The following is a 23,304-nucleotide window of genomic DNA, read 5'->3' as shown; positions in this document are numbered from 1 at the left end:
GATTAGCTCAGCTGGGAGAGCACCTGCCTTACAAGCAGGGGGTCGGCGGTTCGATCCCGTCATCCTCCACCATATAAATTTTATATAAATAGTATTATCGCGGGGTGGAGCAGCACGGTAGCTCGTCGGGCTCATAACCCGAAGGTCGCAGGTTCAAATCCTGTCCCCGCAACCAAATGGTCCCGTGGTGTAGTGGTTAACATGCCTGCCTGTCACGCAGGAGATCGCCGGTTCGACCCCGGTCGGGACCGCCATTTTAATAAGGCTCGGTAGCTCAGTCGGTAGAGCAGAGGACTGAAAATCCTCGTGTCGGCGGTTCGATTCCGTCCCGAGCCACCATTTATTTTAATAAAATACGCCGGCTTAGCTCAATTGGTAGAGCAACTGACTTGTAATCAGTAGGTTGGGGGTTCAAGTCCTCTAGCCGGCACCATGTAAGTTTCGGAGGGGTAGCGAAGTGGCTAAACGCGGCGGACTGTAAATCCGCTCCTTCGGGTTCGGCAGTTCGAATCTGCCCCCCTCCACCATTTACATAGGGGCATAGTTTAAAGGTAGAACTGAGGTCTCCAAAACCTCCAGTGTGGGTTCGATTCCTACTGCCCCTGCCAAATATATTTACACAACATGGCGGTTGTGGCGAAGTGGTTAACGCACCGGATTGTGGCTCCGGCATTCGTGGGTTCGATTCCCATCAGTCGCCCCATTTTTATTTTAAAAATTGCAAATAATCTAATGGATACTTACATATAATTAAGTAAGAATTCGATGGGCTATAGCCAAGCGGTAAGGCAACGGACTTTGACTCCGTCATGCGCTGGTTCGAATCCAGCTAGCCCAGCCATTTTTGCGGAAGTAGTTCAGTGGTAGAATACAACCTTGCCAAGGTTGGGGTCGCGGGTTCGAATCCCGTCTTCCGCTCCAATAAAATTTAATATGGCGGCATAGCCAAGTGGTAAGGCAGAGGTCTGCAAAACCTTTATCACCGGTTCAAATCCGGTTGCCGCCTTTTCTTTTGTGCCGATGTGGCGGAATTGGCAGACGCGCACGACTCAAAATCGTGTTCCTTCGGGAGTGTCGGTTCGACCCCGACCATCGGTATCATGAACGGCGTAAAAAAGCTCTATACAATTAGTATAGAGCTTTTTTGTTTTCTTTTCATTACATGACAAAATAAGCAGAAAAAATATTGTATATACAATATTTCTTTCGAGTACTCTAGAGAGAATTTCTCCACCCCGGTGACATGAAGTTAAATCCGATACCACCAGTAGATATTAGTACATTATCAACGGTTAAGTTTGTAATCTCTAAAAACTTCTTTTTGTTAAATTATACTAGGTGCTTCTAAAATTCGTAATAAACGTAGGAATTCATGTATAATATAACTTGTCGAAAGAACAAAATGATAGTGATTTATATTATGTCTGTAATATGAATCAAAAATGAACTTTTTATATTTCTTTTAAAAATGTGTTGAACACACATTATATTTCATATTAATATTTTTATGTAGATTTAAAACGGGAAAGAGAGTGGAAAGTATGGGCCGTAAATGGAACAATATTAAAGACAAAAAAGCATCAAAAGATGCAAATACAAGCCGTATATACGCGAAATTTGGGCGTGAAATTTATGTGGCAGCAAAACAAGGCGAGCCAGATCCAGAATCAAACCAAGCGCTAAGAGTTGTATTAGAGCGTGCGAAAACATACAATGTTCCAAGAACAATTATTGATCGTGCAGTTGAAAAAGCAAAAGGCGGTTCAGAAGAAAATTATGACGAGCTTCGTTATGAAGGATTCGGACCAAATGGAGCTATGGTTATTGTAGATACACTTACAAATAACGTAAACCGTACTGCAGCAGATGTACGAGCTGCATTTAGCAAAAACAGTGGTAATATGGGTGTGAACGGTTCTGTAGCTTACATGTTTGATGCGACAGCTGTTATCGGCCTTGAAGGTAAAACATCAGATGAAGTTCTTGAAATTTTAATGGAAGCAGATGTAGATGCACGTGACATTCTAGAAGAAGAAGATTCTGTTATCGTGTATGCTGAACCAGATCAATTCCATGCAGTACAATCTGCACTTAAAGGTGCTGGCGTTGAGGAGTTTACAGTTGCAGAATTAACAATGCTTGCACAAAGTGATGTAACACTTCCTGAAGATGCTCAAGCACAATTTGAGAAAATGGTTGATGCATTAGAAGATTTGGAAGATGTTCAACAAGTTTATCACAACGTAGACTTAGGAGAGTAATACGATAGATGACCCTTTTCGCTTAGCGGATAGGGTCTTTTTTTATGAAGTTAATTAAGGTGATGAAGTATTAAAGGTATTTTGTTGTAGGTAGTGAATATGATTATAGGGATATATAAAATATTCATTATCTCTAGGAGGCTTAATATGGAACATAAGACACCAAAGCATATAGTTGCTGTAGCAGGTTATTTAACAAATGAAAAAAATGAAGTGTTATTAACAAAAGTGCACTGGCGAGCTGATACGTGGGAGTTGCCAGGAGGACAGGTAGAAGAAGGCGAAGCGCTCGATCAAGCTGTCTGTAGGGAAATAAAAGAGGAAACAGGGTTAACGGTGAAGCCTATCGGAATTACAGGGGTTTATTATAATACCTCTATGCATATTCTAGCTGTTGTTTTTAAAGTAGCATATATAAGTGGTGAAATAAAAACTCAACCTGAAGAGATACAAGAGGCTAAATTTGTTGATTTAAATGAAGAGAACATAGATGAGTATATAACGCGTCCTCATATGAAATCCAGAACGCTTGATGCAATGAGAGCAACACATTTTATTCCGTATGAAACGTGGGAAGTACAGCCGTATAATTTAATAGGAAGATTGTAAAGAAAAGAGTAGCCGATTTGAGATACATTCGAATCACTACTCTTTTTTGTATACTGTTTAAGAAAAAGGTCAAAATAATAATAACACTAGTATTGATTTATAGAACGTTTGTTCTGTATAATAAATCTATATGTTATATACATTTAGATTACTAGATAGTCAAAAGTATATATATTTGTAGATGATATAATTAAAGTGTAAAGTGAAAATATAATAGTCTTAAGGGTTTCTCTTTTATTGGTTATTCGTGCTTTAACATAACCTATATTCAATATTTCAGATGAATAGTAGATAAAAAAATACTGTGATACAATACTTTTTTATCCCACTATTTGCTGGGCAGTAAGCCTGATTGATGAGGGCTCATTAAAGTTTCACTTTATACCTTACAATGATGTAAGGTACGTGTAAGAGAAATCGATGGGATATTTTTTTACAACAATGTATTCTTAAAGTAAGAGTTATATGCTGTGTGGAAAAGAGGTGTTCAAGATGAAAGAACGAGTATTATCTAGGGTGAACTATCATCAAAAAGTTGCATTAAATCCAATGACTAAACTTTTTTATAAAGCCATTATATTATTATTATTGTTAAGTTGTACGTTATTATTCATTGGAAATGTAATGATTGAGAAAAGTGATATTAGTAAATTACATGTACCGGCTAAGTTAGAGGTGCCAGAATCATTAACACATGCATTTATTGCGACAGAAGATAAAAGATTTTATCATCATAACGGTTTAGATTATATAGCAATTATTAGAGCCTCAGTTGAGAATATAAAGGCTGGTGGTGTCGTGCAAGGAGGAAGCACGATTACACAACAGCTATCTAAAAATGCTTTTTTAACAAATGAACGTACATTTTCTCGTAAGTGGAAAGAGATTTTTTATACGAAAAAAATTGAACGCACATTTACGAAGGATGAAATTTTAAAATTATATGTAAGTAATATTTATTATGGAGAAGGAGCGTGGGGAATTGAAAAAGCAGCAAACCTTTACTTCGGTAAAAAGGTGAACCAATTAACGTTGGCTGAAAGTGCAATGATGGCTGCTGTAGTAAAAGCACCTGCTTATTACTCACCTGCCCAAAACTATGATAAAGCAGTAGAGAGACGAAATGTCGTTTTGAGACTAATGGAGAAAGAAGGCTATATAAGCCATGATGAGTATGTTCAAGCAGTTAGTGAGAAATTAGTAATTCGTCATGATATAAAAATAGAGCAGTCGATGTTAAATAGCGCGCGCAAAAAAGCAGTAAGTTAAGAGAAGTTCCTACAGAGGAGCTTCTTTTTTTGAATAAATTGTGACAAATTGTGACACAATATCGTCACAATTATTGTGTTTTTGTAATTTATGTGAGCGTGTTCATTGCGTGACGTATATAAGTGTTGATATTATGTGTATTGTGTACAATGCTGTATACAGAATATGAATTTAAAGAGGAATGTATATGAAATCAAATAAACTCATGGCTCTTGGTATAGTTTTTTCTATCGCAGTATTGATTGTAATTGGAACAATTGCGTATAGCATCATAAATGACAAAAAAGATAAAGGGAATGAGATGTTTGCTTATTCTACGCAACAATCTTTAGGGAAAGATGATGCTCCAGTTAAGGTAGTTGAATTTGGAGACTTTAAATGTCCTGCTTGTCGTACTTGGGATGTAACAGTATTACCTCGATTAAAAGAAGAGTATATTGATAAAGGCAAAGTGCAGTTATATTTTATTAACTTCCCATTTATCGGAAAAGACTCGGATTTAGGTGCAGCAGCTGGTGAAGCAATTTATAAACAAGATAAAGATTCATTCTGGATCTTCTATGATGAGATTTATCAAAATCAAAAGAAAGATACGGAAGAATGGATTACAGAAGATTTGCTTCTTAGCATTGTGAAAGAGAAACTTCCAAAAGTTGATGTAGAGCAATTTAAGAAAGATTTACACAGTAAAGACATTAAAGAAAAAGTACGTAAAGATTCAGATCGTGCTCAAAAATTAAAAGTTCAAGGTGCTCCTTCTGTATATGTAAACGGAAATCTTGCAAACCCTGATTTCGATAGTATGAAGAAGGCAATTGATAAAGAATTGAAAAAGTGATGAGGTCTCTCATCACTTTTTCGACTTTTTTCGATAAAATTCTTGCCTCTACTTTTTTTACATGCTATACTACTTTACATAAGTTATTCTAATATCTTATATGTAATTCATATTTGCGGGTGTAGTTTAGTGGTAAAACAAGAGCCTTCCAAGCTCTGGTCGAGAGTTCGATTCTCTTCACCCGCTCCAAATTTTATTAAATGTTTTTCTATAAATTGTGATCAACGCAGTGTTTCGTTTCCGAGATAAACGAGGCATTGCGTTTTTTAATGTTTGAAAAACCTAATTACATGCGAAAATAGAAGTAAATAATAGTATTCCAAAAGTGAATTACTAACCAATAGAGTCGTTACATAAGGGATGGATTCATCTGAGGAGGCGATTAAGAGTGGATTTTGAACAATTAAAGCAAGATGTAATTGCGTATAGTAAAACAATTGGCATAGATAAAATAGGCTTTGCGAGTGCTTCTCCTTTTGAGGAATTAAAGCAGCGCTTAATCCAGCAACAACAATTAAATTATCAATCTGGATTTGAAGAGCCTGATATAGAGAAGAGAACGAATCCGCAACTGTTATTACCGGGTGCTAAATCAATTATTGCGATTGCTTTAGCATATCCTTCAAAATTAAAAAATGCACCATTAAGTAAGCGTGGAGAACGCCGTGGGATTTTTTGTCGTGCTTCTTGGGGACAAGATTATCATCTTGTTTTACGAGATCGTTTGCAAAAATTAGAAGCATATTTAATTGAAAAACTTCCGGATATAGAAGTGAAGTCCATGGTTGATACAGGTGAATTAAGTGATCGAGCTGTATCAGAGCGTGCAGGCATTGGATGGAGCGGTAAAAACTGCTCTATTATTACACCTGAATTTGGTTCGTACGTATACTTAGGGGAAATGATTACAAATGTTCCATTCCCGCCAGATAAGCCGATAGAAGATCAATGCGGGGGCTGTACGAAATGTATCGATATTTGTCCTACCGGTGCTTTAATACAGGGGGGACAGTTAGATTCGAAGAAGTGCATTGCGTTTTTAACACAGACGAAAGGATTCCTACCTGAAGAATATCGCGATAAAATAGGAAATCGTATATATGGATGTGATACGTGTCAGACTGTTTGCCCGAAAAACAAAGGAATGGATTTTCATAATCATCCTGAGATGGAGCCGGATCCTGAGCTAGTTAAACCATTATTAACGCCACTTTTAACAATTAGTAATCGTGATTTTAAAGAGAAATATGGGATTATGTCAGGGTCATGGAGAGGGAAAAAGCCACTGCAAAGAAATGCGATTTTAGCATTAGCACATTTTAAAGAAACATCGGCAATTCCTGATTTAATTGGTGTTATGAAAGATGACCCAAGACCAGTACTACGCGGAACGGCAGCATGGGCACTTGGGAAAATTGGCGGAGATGGAGTAGGCGAAGCGATTGAGAAAGCGATGGAACGTGAGAAAGATGAAGAAGTGCTTCATGAAATGAATCGCGGGCTTGAATTGTTAGCACAGAAAAAAGAGTAGATAATATTTCCCTTTTTCATATTGTAATATGGGAGGGAGACAGAATGGTTGTAAAAACGAAGATTGAAAACCAAGTACAACAATTTTTAGCATATATAACGGAGAAAAGAACGAATGTGGATGGTATTGCTGAGGATTTACTACAAATGGCACTGAGAAAGAAACAATTGTTTCAAAGACGTAGTGCACATATAGTGAAAGCAACTGCGGATGTTTCTTTCATTAGACAATTAAATAGTAATGACCATCAAGAAATTGATTATCAAATACATTTTAAATATTTAATTAAGCATAAAGAATTATTTTATATTGAAGAGGAACAATTAAAACGAAGAGTTTGTTTAAATAATAGTCGGATTATAGGCGATTATGCTATTGAAGTGTCAGAAGAAATTAGAATGGGTGAGACATTAGAAAGGGAAATTACGAAAGAGAAGTACGGTTCTTATCAGTATAATCGTTTAGAGGCAGTGAAATATGCAGAGCGTTGGTGGGATGACCGAAATCCTATGTATCGTAATTTCCCTGATAATTGTACGAATTTCATTTCTCAATGTCTTCATACTGGAGAAGTACCTATGAGCGGATATCCTAATATTCGTAAAGGATGGTGGCAAAGGGAGAATCAGTGGAGCTGGAGCTGGGCTGTTGCACATTCTTTTTATTGGTATTTGTCAGGTGCTACAACAGGACTTCGAGCAGAGGCGGTAGAGAGGCCAGAAGAACTTATTCTTGGAGATGTCATTGCTTATGATTTCGAGGATGACGGAAGATGGAATCATACGACGATTGTAGTAGCAAAAGATGCAGATGGTATGCCGCTTGTAAATGCACATTCAGCGAATAGCCGTCGACGTTATTGGAACTATGAAGACTCTAGTAAATATACACCACAAATGAAATATAAATTCTTTCATATTATTAATGGGTAGAGATTTTTCGCTCAAGTGGTATAATACGTAGTAGACAAAAAACAGAGGTGAATATCGCGTGGGAGTACATGTTGTTTTATATCAGCCAGAAATTCCAGCAAATACAGGGAATATTGCTCGTACTTGTGCAGCAACTGGAACAGAATTACATTTGATTAGACCGCTTGGATTTTCAACGGATGATAAAATGTTAAAGCGTGCAGGATTAGATTATTGGCAGCACGTAAAAATTACGTACTATGATTCAATTGAAGAATTTTATGAAAAAAATAAAGACGGTGAATTCTTCTATTTAACAAAGTATGGCGAGAAAGCTCATACAGCGTTTGACTATAGCAAGCGCGAGAAGGATTACTATTTTGTATTTGGAAGAGAAACAAACGGCTTACCAGCTAATGTAATCGAAGAAAACTTTGATCATTGTTTACGTATTCCAATGACAGATAAAGTACGTTCATTAAATTTATCTAATACAGCAGCAATTTTAATTTATGAAGCGTTCCGTCAACAAAATTACCCTGGATTAGATTTAGAAATCGTTTATTAAAAGTCGCCATATGGCGACTTTTTTTTAAAAAATAAAAATAATATATAATCATACATTTAAAAGAGGGGACATAATCATATAGAATGGGATATATGATTAAAAATAGATAAGACGGGTTGAGATAAATATGAAGGAAGAATATAGTAATCAAAATACCTTTTTAAGTATGATAGATATGGATTTAATTAGACAAGGATTATTACATGCTATTCAAGATTTAGTATTCATATTGAAAGTTATTGATAATGAAACGTTTCAATATATGTATGTGAATAAAATAGGAATGGATTATGCTAGGTTAAGCGAAGAGTGCTATGGAAAAACTTTTGCAGAAGTATTACCAAAAGATATAGCGGGGATATTGCAAAGGCAATATGCAAAAGTAGTGAGAGAAGCGAAAGCACACACCTTTTGTGATGTAGTCAATTTACCAAAAGGTGAGATACATTATGAATCTTCACTTAATCCTGTCTGCGACGAAGAAGGAATATGTCAATTTGTTATTTGTATTACAAGAGATATTACAGCTCAAATTGAGGAGAAGACAGAGATACAGGAAAAACAAATGTTATTTAAGTCGTTACTGGAATATAATAATGACTCAATTATATCTATAGATTCTATAGGGAGAGTTACATATGCAAATCCGGCAACGTATGAAATATTTGGATACCGGTATGAAGAATTAAATAATAAATTTATTTTTGAGTTCATTAATAAAGAATATGAAAAAGATTTTCAAATTATATTTAAGGGATCGATGCAAGGAAAAGCAAAACAAATTGTTTCAAAGAAATATGTTCATAAAGAAGGGTACGAGCTATATATTTCTTTGAGAACTATCCCGATTATTGTGAACGGTGAAATTGTTGGGATTTATATTGTTACGAGAGATGTTACAAGGCAAGTATTAAACGAAATGCGAACAGAATATTTAGCTTACTATGACCAGTTAACGGGATTAATGAATAGAATTTCATGTACAAATAAGTTAAATACTTTTTTAAATGAGAGTGTAAATTTTGCACTTGTATTTATAGATTTAGATGAGTTTCATCGTATTAATGATACATTTGGTCATAAAGAGGGAGATAAAGTATTACAAAAAGTTACAGAATGTTTAAGTAATCTAAAAATAGAAGATATGCACTTATTTAGAGAACACGATGATCAATTTGTTATGTTGATAGAAAATATAACGAAAGAATATGTAGAGGAAGTTGCAAAAAGCATATTAAAAAACATTAGTGAATATTTTGTAATCGAAGAAGAAGATGTATATTTAAGCGCGTCAATTGGAATTGTAATGGCTCCAGCAGATGGAGAAGATGAAAAAATACTATTTCAGAGAGTCGATGCTGCTTTAGAAAAAGCAAAAGAAAAAGGAAAAGGACATTATCATTTTTATTGTAGTGGATTAGACTGTGAGCGTGAACAAAGGTTTATAATAGAAAATCAATTACATCGTGCTATAGAAAAAAATGAATTTTTCTTATATTATCAGCCACAAATTAATATTGAAACGAAAAAAATAGCTAGTATGGAAGCTTTAATAAGGTGGGAGAATAAGGAATTAGGATTTGTTTCTCCAAACCAATTTATTCCGTTGGCAGAAAGAACAGGATTTATTATTAAGCTGGATGAATGGGTAGTAAATCAAGTGTGTCAGCAATTGCGCGAATGGTTAAATAAAGGGTATGATGTGGTCCCAATTGCAGTTAATATTTCAGCTAGACACTTTCGTTCTATTACATTAATAGAGATGATTACACGGGCTTTAAATAAGTACAATGTACCAACTCATTTATTAGCGATAGAGGTTACAGAAGGAGCTCTTATACATAAAGATATATCGAAGAGAGTGTTACTACAATTAAAAGAGCAAAATTTAAAGATTCATTTAGATGATTTTGGAACAGGCTATTCATCTTTAAGTTATTTAAAAACATATCCAATTGATACTTTAAAAATTGATCGTTCTTTTATGGAAGGTATACATATAGATGAACGTGATACGAATATTACAGCTGCAATTATTCATTTAGCTCATACTTTAGAATTAAATGTAATTGCAGAAGGAGTAGAAAAAAAGGAGCAAATACAGTTTTTGAAAGAAAAGAATGTGAAGCTTGTACAAGGTTATTATTATAGCCGACCACTATCCAAATATGATATGGAAAATATGTATTATAAATAAAAAAAATGATGTGCTAAAAGCACATCATTTTTTATGTGTACCTGGTTTGTCATTGTAACCGGATGTAAAAATAGCTGTAAGAAATGTGAGTGATACACCTAAAATTAATAATAATTTCATACTAATATCCTCCTTACTTTTTTCGGTTCATGAGTTTTATTTATTACCCAAAATGTATGTAAGGTTCTTAGAAGAAAAGAATTTATTTATAATGAATAGCAGTGTAAAAACGTTAATACCTATATTATACAGAATTTTCTTTGAATTTTGGAGAGAATTTTAGTGTGCTATTATATATTTCGTTTTGATTTAAAGAATGTTTAAGGACATCCTAGCATACCTTTTATAATAATCCGATTGAACAAGGAGATGGGGGAGGAGCTATAATGGATATTCTAAAAAAGATTGAACAGCATCGAGCAGCAGAAGAGCGTTTACAATGGGAAGGTACGTTTGCGGAGTATTTGGAGCTTGTGAAAGAAAGACCATGGGTGGCTCAAACAGCACACTCTCGCATTTACAATATGATAAAAGATGCTGGAATTGAAGAAGTTGATGGTAGAAGAAAGTATAACTTCTTTAGTAATCAGCTCTTTGGATTAGAGGATGCTCTAGAACGTCTTGTAGAGGAATATTTTCATCCATCTGCAAAACGATTAGATGTTAGAAAAAGAATTTTATTATTAATGGGTCCTGTTAGTGGAGGGAAATCAACGTTAGTTACAATGTTGAAACGAGGATTAGAAACATATTCAAGAACAGATCGCGGAGCAATTTTTGCAATTAAAGGATGTCCAATGCACGAGGATCCACTGCATTTAATTCCACATCATTTACGAGATGATTTCTTTGATGAGTATGGGGTTAGAATTGAAGGGAATTTATCACCACTAAATGTCATGCGTTTAGAGCAAGAATACGGATCAAGAATTGAGGATGTAGTTGTAGAGCGTATTTTCTTCTCTGAAGATCGCCGTACAGGGATTGGTACATTTAGCCCGTCTGATCCAAAATCACAGGATATTGCAGATTTAACAGGTAGTCTGGACTTTTCTACGATTGCAGAATATGGTTCAGAATCAGATCCGCGTGCGTATCGATTTGATGGAGAATTAAATAAGGCAAACCGAGGAATGATGGAGTTCCAAGAGATGTTAAAATGCGATGAGAAGTTTTTATGGCACTTATTATCGCTTACGCAAGAAGGGAATTTCAAAGCGGGAAGATTTGCGCTTATTTCAGCAGATGAATTAATTGTAGCGCATACGAATGAAACAGAGTATCGCTCATTTATAGCAAATAAGAAAAATGAAGCATTGCACTCAAGAATTATTGTAATGCCAGTTCCTTATAATTTACGGGTAAGTGAAGAAGAACATATTTATGAAAAAATGATTCGTGAAAGTGATGTATCGAATGTTCACATTGCACCACACACACTTCGCGTTGCAGCAATGTTCACCATTTTAACTCGTTTAAAAGATCCGAAGCGTCCGGATATTGATTTAATTAAAAAGATGCGTTTGTATGATGGAGAAACGGTAGAAGGTTATAATGCGATTGATGTAGAAGAATTACAACGCGAATATCAAGATGAAGGTATGAAGGGTATTGATCCTCGTTATGTCATTAACCGAATTTCGTCTACAATCATTCGAAAAGAGGTACCATCTATTAACGCGTTAGATGTACTTAGATCTTTAAAAGATGGGCTAGATCAGCATCCATCCATTAGTAATGAAGACCGTGAACGTTACATGAACTTCATCTCATTAGCGAGAAAAGAATACGATGAAATCGCGAAGAAAGAAGTACAAAAAGCGTTTGTTTATTCATATGAAGAATCAGCTAAGACGCTTATGGATAATTACTTAGATAACGTCGAGGCGTACTGCAATAAATCGAAATTACGTGATCCGTTAACAGGAGAAGAAATGAGTCCAGATGAAAAATTAATGCGCTCAATTGAAGAGCAAATTGGAATTTCAGAAAATGCTAAGAAAGCGTTCCGTGAAGAGATTTTAATTCGCATTTCTGCTTATGCCCGTAAAGGAAAACGCTTTGATTATAATTCACATGAACGTCTTCGTGAAGCGATTCAGAAAAAACTATTTGCTGATTTAAAAGATATAGTGAAAATTACAACATCAACGAAAACGCCGGACGAAAATCAGCTTAAGAAAATCAATGATGTTGTTGCGCGTTTAATTGATGAGCATGGCTATAATTCTTCTTCAGCAAATGAATTACTACGCTATGTAGGTAGCTTGTTAAACAGATAGTTTGATAACAAAACGCTGTCTCTTGTATTTTGCGGGACAGCGTTTTATTATCCGTTCATATGTGTATAAAGTGTCATACCTTGTCCAAATATAATAAATTAAGATGCAATTTTATGAATTTATTGTCAATTATTTTTACAATATGCATATGATAGAGTAACCAACCATTCATACGAAAAAAGCCAACACAATACAATATGTTGCAAAGTAAAAATGTGTGCAACAATGCATTGTGTTTCTTTCTTATCAGTGGCTGAATATTTCTTTCTATTATGTGAGTGGCAAAATTTTGTTTAGGATGCTCGGGGTATTGTATGAAAAACGTTATAAATGTTTATGGGATGATTTTCTGTGGGCAGTTACCTTTCAAACATTCTAGCTTGCACATTACAGAACAAAATTTATAGATTGCTGTTCATACAGGAAGACAATTACAGTAAGGAGGGAAAGGAATGGGCGAAGAAAATCAACCAAATTATACGATTTCACAGGAAAACTGGTCCCTCCATCGCAAAGGATATGACGACCAACAGCGCCATCAAGAAAAAGTACAAGAGGCAATTAAAAATAATTTACCCGATCTTGTAACAGAAGAAAGTATAGTTATGTCTAATGGCAAGGATGTTGTAAAAATACCAATTCGTTCTCTAGATGAATATAAGATTAGATACAATTATGATAAAAATAAACATGTTGGGCAAGGAAACGGTGACAGCAAAGTTGGTGATGTCGTTGCGAGAGATGGATCAGGTGGTCAAAAACAAAAAGGGCCAGGAAAAGGGCAAGGAGCAGGAGATGCAGCTGGGGAAGATTACTATGAAGCTGAAGTCTCTATTTTAGAATTAGAGCAAGCGTTTTTCAGAGAGTTAGAACTGCCTAATTTAAAGAGAAAAGAAATGGATGAAAACCGGATTGAACATGTTGAATTTAATGATATTAGAAAAACAGGATTATGGGGAAATATCGATAAGAAAAGAACAATGATATCCGCATATAAACGAAATGCAATGAGTGGTAAAGCATCTTTTCATCCAATTCACCAAGAAGACTTAAAGTTCCGCACTTGGAATGAAGTATTAAAGCCAGATTCAAAAGCTGTTGTATTAGCGATGATGGATACGAGTGGATCGATGGGAATATGGGAGAAATATATGGCACGTAGCTTCTTTTTCTGGATGACAAGATTTTTACGCACAAAGTATGAAACAGTTGATATTGAATTTATTGCTCATCATACAGAAGCGAAAGTCGTTACAGAAGAAGAATTTTTCTCAAAAGGAGAAAGTGGCGGAACGATATGTTCTTCCGTATATAAAAAAGCATTAGAACTTATCGATAATAAATATTCACCAGACCGCTATAATATTTATCCATTCCATTTTTCAGATGGTGATAATTTAACATCAGATAATGCTAGATGTGTAAAACTTGTTGAAGAGCTAATGAAGAAGTGTAATATGTTTGGGTATGGGGAAGTGAACCAGTACAACCGCCATAGTACACTCATGTCAGCCTATAAAAATATTAAAGATGAAAACTTTAGATACTATATTTTAAAGCAAAAAGCAGACGTATTTCATGCGATGAAAAGCTTTTTTAGAGAAGAATCAGGTGAGAAAATGGCATAACCTCTTTTAAAGAGGTTCTTTTTTTGTAAACTTTTTATTTTCCTAGTTGACAATGATAATGAAAATCATTATCATTTATTCGAGAAATGATTACATTTCGAATTATATATTTCGGAGGAGATGTAAAGTTGAAACAAAATAAAAGAAAACGTATAAATGCAATGATTATAGCGGCAGCGTTATCACTTCCGTTTGCTGTTTATTCAACACCTGCTTTAGCGGCAGTAGCAATTGAGGCGAATAAAACTGGACAAGGTTTAGAAGATGGTACATATGACGCTGTTATTAAAGCGTATAAAGATAAAACGAATGAAGAGTCTATGGCAGCTGTTTATATAAAGGATCCGAAATTAACAATTGAGAATGGAAAGAAAATTGTAACAGCAACATTAAGTGATAGTGATTTCTTTCAATACTTGAAAACAGAGGATATTCATACTCCAGGTGTGTTTCATGATGTGAAAGTAATATCAGAAGATAAAAAGAAAAATGGAACGAAAGTGATTCAGTTTGAAGTAGGGGAATTAGGAAAAAGGTATAATATGCGAATGCATATTTATATTCCAACAATGGCCTATGATAATAAGTACCAAGTACAGTTTGAAGTAAATACATTGAATTTAGAGAACAATGTTCCAGAAAAACAAAAGGAAAATAAAGAGGAGCAACAAGATGAAAACGGAAATGTAATATTAGATAAGCAATTACAAAAATATATTAATAAATATAACTTAAATAGAGATAATGTAGATGCGCCAATCACAAAGAAAGATTTATTACAAATTAAAACGTTATCCATTTATTCAGGTAAAGGAATAAATAAAATAACTGGTTTAGAGTATATGACAAACTTAGAGAAGTTGACGTTACGAGAGTCTAATGTAAAAGACATATCAGCCATCTCGAAGTTGAGAGGTTTGAAGTACGTTGATTTAACGTCTAATTCAATTGAAAGTATTCACCCAATTGAGCAGTTAGAGAATATTAATATGCTTTTTTTAAGAGATAATAAAATTTCTGATCTTACACCATTAAGTAAAATGAAAAAAATTAAAACATTAGATTTAATCGGTAATAACATTAAAGATATCCAGCCATTATTTACAGTATCAACTATGAAACAATTATACTTAGCAAATAATCAAATCAGTGATCTTACGGGAATTGATCGATTAAATAATGTGGAATTATTATGGATAGGGAACAATAAAATTAATAATGTTGAATCTATTAGTAAAATGAGTAATCTTATTGAACTAGAAATTTCTGATAGTGAAATAAAAGATATATCATCATTATCGCAATTAGGAAATTTACAAGTGCTGAATTTAGAAGAGAATTATATCTCTGATATATCGCCGTTGAGCACTTTAACAAATTTACATGAGATAAATCTTGGAGCAAATGAAATTTTTGACGTAAGGCCTGTTGAGGAATTAGGTAAGCGAATTTCAATTGATATTCAAAGACAAAAAATCTTTTTAAATGAAGGAAGCGTAGATGAAGAAATAAAAATCCCAGTATACAACCTTAAAGGAGAGCCACTTCAAAATATTAATTTGCAAAGTGAAGGGGCTACTCTGAATAACGGATTTATAAAATGGAATAGTCCTGGAGAAAAAATATATGAATTTAAACTAGATACTAATTCTACTGAAAGTAAAATAAGATTTAATGGTACGGTTATACAGAATATAGTTGAAAAACAAAAAGAAAGTCAAAATGTAATTCTCGATAAAACTTTACAACAACATATTAATAAAGAGAATTTAGGTAGAGAGAATTTAAACGCTCCTATTACAAAAGAAGATTTATTACAGATTAAAAAATTAGAGATACTTAAAGAAAATGGAAATGAGATAAAAAATATAACAGGTTTAGAGTACATGACGAACTTAGAAAAACTCACTTTAGAAGGAGTAGGCCTGAAAAATATTGAGTTCATCTCAAACTTGAAACAATTGAATAATGTGAATGTATCTCATAATCAAATTGAAGATATAACACCACTATCTTCATTGGAAAATTTACAGTGGTTAAATCTTGCGGACAATCATATTAAAGATGTAACGGTTATTGGTTCCATGCTAAACTTATTTAGCTTAAATCTAGCTGGGAATGAGATTCGTGATGTCAGGCCGTTAATACAATTAGGGCAGTGGTTTACAATTGATGTTGGAAGACAAAATATCATTTTAAATGATGCAAAAATAAACGAAGAAATTCAAGTTCCTGTATATGATTTAGAAGGAGAAAGTATTGAAAATATTCAATTGACAAGTGAGGAAGGGACGTTTAATAACGGAGTAATAAAATGGAATACGCTAGGTGAAAAGGTGTATAAATTTGATTTAGATTCTGATGAAATTAGCATAAGGTTTAACGGAACAGTTATACAGAATATAGTGGAAAAAGAAGAAGTAAAAGAACCGGTAAAAGAAGTTGAAGAAGCAAAAGAAGAAGTGAAAGAACCAACAAAAGAAGTTGAAGAAACAAAAGAAGAAGTGAAAGAACCAACAAAAGAAGTTGAAGAAACAAAAGAAGAAGTGAAAGAACCGGTAAAAGAAGTTGAAGAAGCAAAAGAAGAAGAAAAAGAGCCGGTAAAAGAAGTTGAAGGATCGAAAGAAGAAGTGAAGGAACCGGTAAAAGAAGTTGAAGGATCGAAAGAAGAAGTGAAAGAACCGGTAAAAGAAGTTGAAGGAACAAAAGAAGAAGTGAAAGAACCGGTAAAAGAAGTTGAAGAAACAAAAGAAGAAGTGAAAGAACCGGTAAAAGAAGTTGAAAGAACAAAAGAAGAAGTGAAAGAGCCGGTAAAAGAAGTTGAAGAAACAAAAGAAGAAGTGAAAGAGCCGGTAAAAGAAGTTGAAGGTACAAAAGAAGAAGAAAAAGAGCCAACAAAAGAAGTTGAAGAAGCGAAAGAACCAAAGAAAGAAGTAAAAGAATCAGCAACAGGATTGGATCAAGAGCCAAAAGGGAATAATCAAGTTGTTGAAAACGAGGGAAGAAAAGCAGACACTTTAAATAAACAACATACTAATAAGCCAGAGGAAGGCAAGAAATTTTTACCATCAACAGGCGGTGAAGCTAGCACTTCGACTTTACTTTCTGGCATAACACTTGTTCTTTCCGCACTAAGTATGTTCGTATTTAGAAAGAGATTATTTAAGAAATAAATAACGTTTAATCTTATTATTATATATAATTAATTTTTTCTTTTTTGAGAAGACATTATCATGGCGGTTTTATTAGAAACATGCATATGATGATGTCTTTTTTTACTAGAGAAGGATATTACTAGTGATTGTCTAAGTGTATTAGAAAAGGAGGGGAAGTTATGCATATTAATTCTATTTCAAAGATCGAAGAAGCTACAGAATTTATTTCGATGATGAATAAAGATATTACGCAGCATGTTGGTTATTGCGGGGAAAATCATGAAGAAATATTGGACGCTATTCTTCATGGTTTTTCTGATATAGGGTGGGAGAAGTCTTTTGTCGTTTCTTATAATGATAATAATGAAATTGTAGGTGTATTAGGATTTGATATAGATAAGGTAAGCGAAAGTGCGGAGATTTGGGGGCCTTTTATTATAGCTTCGAATTGGGGAGAGATTGCTTTAAGTATGTGGAAGAAACTTATCGAGAAAATTCCACTTCATATTCAAAAGTTTCATGGATTTTATCACGTGAAAAATAGTAATGGCATCGACTTTATGAAATATTTACAAGCTAAAAAACAAGAGAAACATAGCGTTTTAATTTTAAAGAAAACTAATGTGGAGCAATGTACAATAAATCAAGTAGAGGAAGCATCTCAACAAGTATTTGAGCAGTTTATTGTTTTACATAATAATATTTTTCCTAATACATATTATGAAGGAAATGAAATCATTGAACGTTTAAGTGATACGAATAAATTATTTGTAAGTATGAAGAATGGTAAGTTAGAAGGTTATGTATATGTTGAAGTAAATCCGGAGTTTCATGAAGCGAATATTGAATTTATTGCAACCGCTGAAAATAGTAGAAGAAAAGGTGTCGGAGAGCGGATATTACAAGGGGCAATTCAGTATATTTTCTCCTTCCAAGGGATGAGAGAGATAGTACTATGTTTGAATACGAATAATGATCGTGCGATGAAATTGTACAAGAAAGTAGGTTTTGAGGAAAAAGCATGTTTGCAACACTATATAATAGAGTGAAAAACCCATTCATATGAAAATGATCTTTCATATGAATGGGTTTTATTGCGGATTTAGAAGTGATTTGAGGCGCCAATCGTTACATAACCTTTTTTATTTTTTTCGGCACTTCTTTCGTTTGCAAATTAACATCTTCTTTTCGTAGCTCTTTAAAGAGTGAAGTAACCATAAGAACGACTACAATAGAAAATGGTAGCGCAGCAATTATAGCTGCGATTTGTAGTGCATTTAATCCTCCAGCTTGTAATAAAATAGCGGCAATTATCGCGATTGTTAATCCCCATATAAGTTTTAAACTATTTTTCGGTGATAAACTTCCGTTACTCGTTTGCATTGAAACAACAAATGTTGCTGAATCGGCAGAAGTAACGAAAAATGTGGCTACTAAAATTAACCCGATAATCGTTAAAAATGTAGAGAATGGTAGATGTGAAATAACAGCAAATAATCCAATCTCTGTACCATTTTTTGCAATTTCATCAGCTATTCCAAGCGATTGGAACATTTCCATATGGATTGCGGTACCACCAAATACTGCAAACCAAAATGTACAGATAAGAGTCGGGACTAATACAACTCCAAAAATAAATTCTCTTATTGTGCGCCCTTTAGAAATACGAGCGATGAATGTACCGACGAATGGAGACCAAGAAATCCACCATCCCCAATAGAAAATAGTCCAGTTTTCAATCCAAGAAGAAGATTTTTCATTAAATGCTCCTAAATTTAATCCCATACTAGGCAAAGCTCCAATATAAGAACCGAGTGTAGATGTGAAATATTTCATAATAAATACGGTTGGCCCTAAAAATAAAAAGGAGACGAGTAAAATACCTGCAAGAGAGAAATTTAAGTTACTCAAATATTTAATCCCACGATCTAAGCCAGTTTGTGCACTCGTTAAATATAAAACGGCGAAGATGGCGATAAGTACGAGCTGTGTAAGTAAAGTGTTATGAATAGAAGGGAATAAATAGCTTAATCCTCCAGCAATTTGTTGAGCACCAATCCCAACAGATGGCACAATGCCAAATACTGTGGCTAAAACAGCTAGAATATCAACTGTTTTTCCGATACGAGAATTTTTCGATCGATTAAATAATGGAGTAACTGTAGCCCCGATAGTGCTACCTTTTTGTTTGCGGAATGTGAAATATGCAATTGTTAAAGCAACCATTGCGTATAGTGACCACGGAAAGAGTCCCCAGTGGAAAAATGAATATTGCATAGCGAGTTTGGCACTTTCCTCTGTCCCCGCTTTTCCTGTTAATGGATCTGTAAAATGTGAAATCGGTTCAGCGATTCCATAAAAGAGGAGTCCAATTCCCATTCCTGCCCCAAACAACATGGATAGCCAAGATGAATAATTATATTTTGGCTTTTCTCCATCTTTACCAAGACGAATAGAACCGTACTTAGAAAATGCTAAATAAACAGCCAAAATAATCATTGTAGTCATAAGTAGAGAGTAAAACCACCCAAATTTATTGAGGATAAATGAGTTTAAAGAAGATGTAACACTTTGTAAATCGTAGCCTTGTATCCAACTTGCTGGGGTAATTCCCCATATAATGAATAATGTTGTTAGCAAGAAGGAGATATAAAATACACTGTTTTCTTTTTTTATCATAGAATCCCACCCTTATTTAATAAAGTTAACAATTATAATAATCATAACAATTAAGTTTTTAATTGTCAAAAAATTACCTTTTTATAATGTGAAAGGATGCAATTTGTTTTAGGGAGGTAAAGAGCAATGTGTTCACGATATGTACAAATTATAGGAAAAAATAATATGAAATATTGCATTTTATATTGTTACATCCAGATTTTATGTTAAATTCTTGAATGGAATATTAAAATAGGGGGCAAGGATATGAACAAGAAATCAAAGATCAATAAAGTGATGCTTAGCATTAGTACAATGGCTTTATCGTTAGGCGCACTTCAAACTCATGCAGCAGCGGAAGAAAAAGTACCGTATAACGTGTTGAAAACGAAACCGGTTGGAATTGAAAAGTCGGTAGATGAAGTTGGACATATTTCAAAAGTTGATGAAACTTTATCATTTCAAGAACGTTTAAAAGTAGGAGATTTTTCACAGCGACCAGCATCTATTACGAAGAAAACTGCAGTGAAGCAAGTTAAAGAAAGCTATTCAATGGCTGATTTAAACAAAATGAATGATCAAGAATTAGTTGAAACGTTAGGCAGTATTAAGTGGCACCAAATTACAGACTTATTCCAGTTTAATGAAGATGCAAAGGCTTTTTATAAAGATAAAGGAAAAATGCAAGTCATTATAGATGAATTAGCTCATAGAGGTAGTACATTTACGAAAGATGATTCAAAAGGAATTCAAACGTTTACTGAAGTGCTGCGTTCAGCTTTTTATCTTGCATTTTATAATAGTGAATTAAGCGACTTAAATCAAAGAAGCTTCCAGGATAAATGTTTACCTGCTTTAAAAGCAATCGCAAAAAATCCAAACTTTAAGCTTGGTACAGTTGAACAAGATACAGTCGTATCTGCATACGGTAAATTAATTAGTAATGCTTCAAGCGATGTTGAAACGGTTCAATATGCATCGAATATTTTAAAGCAATACAATGATAATTATACTACTTATGTAAATGATCGAATGAAGGGACAAGCAATATACGATATTATGCAAGGTATTGAATATGATATACAGTCGTACTTAACTGAGGCTCGTAAAGAAGCGAATGAAACGATGTGGTATGGAAAAGTAGATGGGTTTATTAATGAAATAAATCGTATTGCTCTTCTAAATGAAGTAACGCCAGAAAATAAATGGCTCGTTAATAATGGCATTTATTTTGCTAGCCGTTTAGGGAAGTTTCATAGCAATCCAAATAAAGGATTAGAGGTTGTTACACAAGCAATGCATATGTACCCGCGCTTAAGTGAACCGTATTTTGTTGCGGTAGAACAAATTACAACAAATTATAATGGTAAAGATTATAGCGGGAATACAGTAGATTTAGAGAAAATACGTAAAGAAGGAAAAGAGCAATACTTACCAAAAACGTATACATTCGACGATGGATCAATTGTGTTCAAAACAGGAGATAAAGTATCAGAAGAAAAAATTAAGAGACTATATTGGGCTGCGAAGGAAGTAAAGGCACAGTATCACCGTGTAATTGGAAATGACAAAGCGTTAGAGCCAGGAAATGCGGATGATGTATTAACGATCGTAATTTATAATAGTCCAGATGAATATCAGTTAAATAGACAATTGTATGGATATGAAACAAACAACGGTGGAATTTATATTGAAGAGACAGGTACATTCTTTACATATGAGCGTACACCAGAGCAAAGTATTTATAGTTTAGAAGAGTTATTCCGTCATGAATTTACTCATTATCTGCAAGGGAGATATGAAGTTCCTGGTTTATTTGGAAGAGGAGATATGTATCAAAATGAAAGGCTAACTTGGTTCCAAGAAGGAAATGCAGAGTTTTTCGCAGGATCTACTCGTACGAATAACGTTGTACCAAGAAAGAGTATAATTAGCGGATTATCATCTGATCCTGCAAGCCGTTATACAGCAGAGCGTACACTATTTGCTAAATACGGTTCTTGGGATTTCTATAATTACTCGTTCGCATTGCAGTCTTACTTATATACGCATCAGTTTGAAACATTTGATAAAATTCAAGATTTGATTCGTGCGAATGACGTGAAAAATTATGATGCATATCGTGAAAATCTAAGTAAAGATCCTAAGTTAAATAAAGAGTATCAAGAGTATATGCAGCAGTTAATTGATAATCAAGATAAATATAATGTACCGGAAGTAGCAGATGATTATTTAGCTGAACATGCACCGAAATCGTTAACTGAAGTGAAAAAAGAAATTAGTGGTACGTTGCCTATGAAAGATACAAAAATGACAAAACATAATTCTCAATTCTTTAATACATTTACATTAGAAGGTACGTATACAGGTAGTGTCACAAAAGGTGAATCAGAAGATTGGAAAGCAATGAGTAAAAGAGTAAATGAATCTTTAGAACAATTGGCGCAAAAAGAATGGAGTGGCTACAAAACTGTTACAGCATACTTCGTCAATTATCGTGTGAATAGTTCAAATGAATTTGAATATGATGTAGTCTTCCATGGAATCGCAAAAGATGATGGAGAAAATAAAGCTCCAACGGTTAATATAAATGGCCCTTATAGCGGTCTTGTAAAAGAGGGAATTCAATTTAAAAGTGATGGCTCAAACGATGAAGATGGAAAAATTGTTTCTTATTTATGGGAATTTGGAGATGGAAGCACAAGTGCAGAAGTGAATCCAGTACATGTATATGAAAGAGAAGGTTCTTATAAAGTATCGTTAAGAGTAAAAGATGATAAAGGCAAAGAGAGCAGAAGCGAAACAACTGTTACGATTAAAGATGGAAGTTTAACAGAATCAGAACCAAATAATCGTCCAGAAGAAGCAAATCGTATCGGGCTAAATAGTACGATAAAAGGCAGTCTTATTGGCGGGGACCACACTGATGTTTATACATTTAATGTAGCATCAGCGAAAGATATCGACATTTCTGTTTTAAATGAGTATGGAATTGGGATGACATGGGTACTTCACCATGAATCAGATATGCAAAATTATGCAGCTTACGGTCAAGCCAATGGGAATCATATAGAAGCGAAATTTAATGCAAAACCAGGCAAGTATTACTTGTATGTATATAAATATGATAATGGTGATGGAACGTACAAATTATCAGTAAAATAAGTGTCTTTCCAATGTATGTTTAACTTTACTTTTTGTAGAAAATAGTATATTATATAGATATATAATATACTATTTTCTAGGAGGAGCCTGTCACAATAGGTTTCTCCTGTTCTTTTTTAGAGGCCTGTCTTACAGGCTTTTCTTTAAAAGGTAAATAACTGAAAATTAAGAACTATAATCTTTGAAAGAGGTGGGGCATACATATAACAAAAAAGGGATTGTTTAAGAAAGG

The 23,304-nt window shown here is 34.1% G+C and carries 14 protein-coding genes, 12 tRNA genes and 1 pseudogene; 25 read left to right on the top strand and 2 right to left on the bottom strand.

Going from position 1 to position 23,304, the window contains the following annotated elements:
- Positions 1–98 precede the first annotated feature (98 nt).
- The 11 genes from ES895_RS25890 (at position 99) to ES895_RS25840 (ending at position 1,098) form a co-directional block, all read left to right on the top strand.
- Positions 99–175, top strand: a tRNA-Met gene (locus tag ES895_RS25890).
- Positions 176–178: 3 nt separating this feature from the next.
- A tRNA-Asp gene (locus ES895_RS25885) sits at positions 179–254 on the top strand.
- 9 nt (positions 255–263) lie between these two features.
- Positions 264–339: transfer RNA gene (locus ES895_RS25880), tRNA-Phe, on the top strand.
- A gap of 18 nt (positions 340–357) precedes the next feature.
- Positions 358–433: transfer RNA gene (locus ES895_RS25875), tRNA-Thr, on the top strand.
- Positions 434–443: 10 nt separating this feature from the next.
- A tRNA-Tyr gene (locus tag ES895_RS25870) sits at positions 444–527 on the top strand.
- Positions 528–534: 7 nt separating this feature from the next.
- Positions 535–608, top strand: a tRNA-Trp gene (locus ES895_RS25865).
- Positions 609–627: 19 nt separating this feature from the next.
- A tRNA-His gene (locus ES895_RS25860) sits at positions 628–703 on the top strand.
- A gap of 63 nt (positions 704–766) precedes the next feature.
- Positions 767–841 (top strand) — tRNA-Gln (locus tag ES895_RS25855).
- Between the two features lie 5 nt (positions 842–846).
- A tRNA-Gly gene (locus ES895_RS25850) sits at positions 847–921 on the top strand.
- A gap of 14 nt (positions 922–935) precedes the next feature.
- A tRNA-Cys gene (locus ES895_RS25845) sits at positions 936–1,006 on the top strand.
- Positions 1,007–1,016: 10 nt separating this feature from the next.
- A tRNA-Leu gene (locus ES895_RS25840) sits at positions 1,017–1,098 on the top strand.
- Between the two features lie 117 nt (positions 1,099–1,215).
- On the opposite strand, the pseudogene ES895_RS25835 reads toward ES895_RS25840, so the two are convergent.
- Positions 1,216–1,323 (bottom strand): annotated as a pseudogene (locus tag ES895_RS25835) (DUF3884 family protein); the annotation flags it as partial.
- 218 nt (positions 1,324–1,541) lie between these two features.
- Here ES895_RS25835 and ES895_RS25830 point away from each other — a divergent pair.
- From ES895_RS25830 to ES895_RS25770, 13 genes are all read left to right on the top strand, one after another.
- On the top strand, positions 1,542–2,261 hold the full coding sequence (locus ES895_RS25830) for a YebC/PmpR family DNA-binding transcriptional regulator (protein ID WP_000532952.1): 720 nt from the start codon (positions 1,542–1,544) through the stop codon (positions 2,259–2,261).
- A 147-nt stretch (positions 2,262–2,408) separates the two neighbouring features.
- Positions 2,409–2,870, top strand: a complete 462-nt coding sequence (locus ES895_RS25825) for an NUDIX hydrolase (protein WP_000400456.1) — start codon at positions 2,409–2,411, stop codon at positions 2,868–2,870.
- Between the two features lie 492 nt (positions 2,871–3,362).
- Positions 3,363–4,139: a transglycosylase domain-containing protein gene (locus tag ES895_RS25820; RefSeq protein WP_000664715.1), complete on the top strand. Its 777-nt coding sequence runs from the start codon at positions 3,363–3,365 to the stop codon at positions 4,137–4,139.
- 187 nt (positions 4,140–4,326) lie between these two features.
- On the top strand, positions 4,327–4,977 hold the full coding sequence (locus ES895_RS25815) for a DsbA family protein (RefSeq protein WP_000841306.1): 651 nt from the start codon (positions 4,327–4,329) through the stop codon (positions 4,975–4,977).
- A 115-nt stretch (positions 4,978–5,092) separates the two neighbouring features.
- A tRNA-Gly gene (locus ES895_RS25810) sits at positions 5,093–5,166 on the top strand.
- A gap of 199 nt (positions 5,167–5,365) precedes the next feature.
- On the top strand, positions 5,366–6,508 hold the full coding sequence (gene queG / locus ES895_RS25805) for a tRNA epoxyqueuosine(34) reductase QueG (protein WP_000345216.1): 1,143 nt from the start codon (positions 5,366–5,368) through the stop codon (positions 6,506–6,508).
- A 44-nt stretch (positions 6,509–6,552) separates the two neighbouring features.
- On the top strand, positions 6,553–7,440 hold the full coding sequence (locus ES895_RS25800) for an amidase domain-containing protein (protein WP_000260592.1): 888 nt from the start codon (positions 6,553–6,555) through the stop codon (positions 7,438–7,440).
- A 58-nt stretch (positions 7,441–7,498) separates the two neighbouring features.
- Complete coding sequence (gene trmL, locus ES895_RS25795; RefSeq protein ID WP_000538147.1) at positions 7,499–7,987, top strand: tRNA (uridine(34)/cytosine(34)/5-carboxymethylaminomethyluridine(34)-2'-O)-methyltransferase TrmL; 489 nt, start codon at positions 7,499–7,501, stop codon at positions 7,985–7,987.
- Between the two features lie 127 nt (positions 7,988–8,114).
- Positions 8,115–10,184 (top strand): sensor domain-containing protein, encoded by a 2,070-nt coding sequence (locus ES895_RS25790; RefSeq protein ID WP_087964816.1) that lies wholly within the window; start codon positions 8,115–8,117, stop codon positions 10,182–10,184.
- Between the two features lie 386 nt (positions 10,185–10,570).
- Positions 10,571–12,466: a PrkA family serine protein kinase gene (locus ES895_RS25785; protein ID WP_000353273.1), complete on the top strand. Its 1,896-nt coding sequence runs from the start codon at positions 10,571–10,573 to the stop codon at positions 12,464–12,466.
- 452 nt (positions 12,467–12,918) lie between these two features.
- Positions 12,919–14,094: a sporulation protein YhbH gene (gene yhbH / locus ES895_RS25780; protein WP_000503520.1), complete on the top strand. Its 1,176-nt coding sequence runs from the start codon at positions 12,919–12,921 to the stop codon at positions 14,092–14,094.
- A 128-nt stretch (positions 14,095–14,222) separates the two neighbouring features.
- Positions 14,223–17,267 carry an NEAT domain-containing protein gene (locus ES895_RS25775; protein WP_135238749.1) on the top strand — a complete coding sequence of 1,015 codons (3,045 nt, stop codon included), beginning with the start codon at positions 14,223–14,225 and terminating at the stop codon, positions 17,265–17,267.
- A gap of 161 nt (positions 17,268–17,428) precedes the next feature.
- On the top strand, positions 17,429–18,298 hold the full coding sequence (locus ES895_RS25770; RefSeq protein ID WP_000547924.1) for a GNAT family N-acetyltransferase: 870 nt from the start codon (positions 17,429–17,431) through the stop codon (positions 18,296–18,298).
- A gap of 79 nt (positions 18,299–18,377) precedes the next feature.
- On the opposite strand, the gene opuD is transcribed toward ES895_RS25770, so the two are convergent.
- On the bottom strand, positions 18,378–19,928 hold the full coding sequence (gene opuD / locus ES895_RS25765; protein WP_087964820.1) for a glycine betaine transporter OpuD: 1,551 nt from the start codon (positions 19,926–19,928) through the stop codon (positions 18,378–18,380).
- A 246-nt stretch (positions 19,929–20,174) separates the two neighbouring features.
- Here opuD and colA point away from each other — a divergent pair, with 246 nt between their 5' ends.
- Entirely contained in the window at positions 20,175–23,072 is a 2,898-nt protein-coding gene (colA, locus tag ES895_RS25760) for a collagenase ColA (protein ID WP_135238748.1), read from the top strand.
- Positions 23,073–23,304 lie beyond the last annotated feature (232 nt).

This window comes from Bacillus sp. 007/AIA-02/001, from assembly GCF_004634455.1.
In the GTDB taxonomy this organism is placed as follows: Bacteria; Bacillota; Bacilli; order Bacillales; family Bacillaceae_G; genus Bacillus_A; species Bacillus_A cereus.
This window is presented reverse-complemented; position numbering and strand designations above follow the sequence as displayed.

What these genes read in the sequence shown, in the direction of transcription:
- ES895_RS25830 (WP_000532952.1), top strand. Translation starts at nt 1,542, where the DNA reads ATGGGCCGTAAATGGAACAATATTAAAGACAAAAAAGCATCAAAAGAT.
- ES895_RS25825 (WP_000400456.1), top strand. Translation starts at nt 2,409, where the DNA reads ATGGAACATAAGACACCAAAGCATATAGTTGCTGTAGCAGGTTATTTA.
- ES895_RS25820 (WP_000664715.1), top strand. Translation starts at nt 3,363, where the DNA reads ATGAAAGAACGAGTATTATCTAGGGTGAACTATCATCAAAAAGTTGCA.
- ES895_RS25815 (WP_000841306.1), top strand. Translation starts at nt 4,327, where the DNA reads ATGAAATCAAATAAACTCATGGCTCTTGGTATAGTTTTTTCTATCGCA.
- ES895_RS25800 (WP_000260592.1), top strand. Translation starts at nt 6,553, where the DNA reads ATGGTTGTAAAAACGAAGATTGAAAACCAAGTACAACAATTTTTAGCA.
- ES895_RS25790 (WP_087964816.1), top strand. Translation starts at nt 8,115, where the DNA reads ATGAAGGAAGAATATAGTAATCAAAATACCTTTTTAAGTATGATAGAT.
- ES895_RS25785 (WP_000353273.1), top strand. Translation starts at nt 10,571, where the DNA reads ATGGATATTCTAAAAAAGATTGAACAGCATCGAGCAGCAGAAGAGCGT.
- yhbH (WP_000503520.1), top strand. Translation starts at nt 12,919, where the DNA reads ATGGGCGAAGAAAATCAACCAAATTATACGATTTCACAGGAAAACTGG.
- ES895_RS25770 (WP_000547924.1), top strand. Translation starts at nt 17,429, where the DNA reads ATGCATATTAATTCTATTTCAAAGATCGAAGAAGCTACAGAATTTATT.
- opuD (WP_087964820.1), bottom strand. Translation starts at nt 19,928, where the DNA reads ATGATAAAAAAAGAAAACAGTGTATTTTATATCTCCTTCTTGCTAACA.
- colA (WP_135238748.1), top strand. Translation starts at nt 20,175, where the DNA reads ATGAACAAGAAATCAAAGATCAATAAAGTGATGCTTAGCATTAGTACA.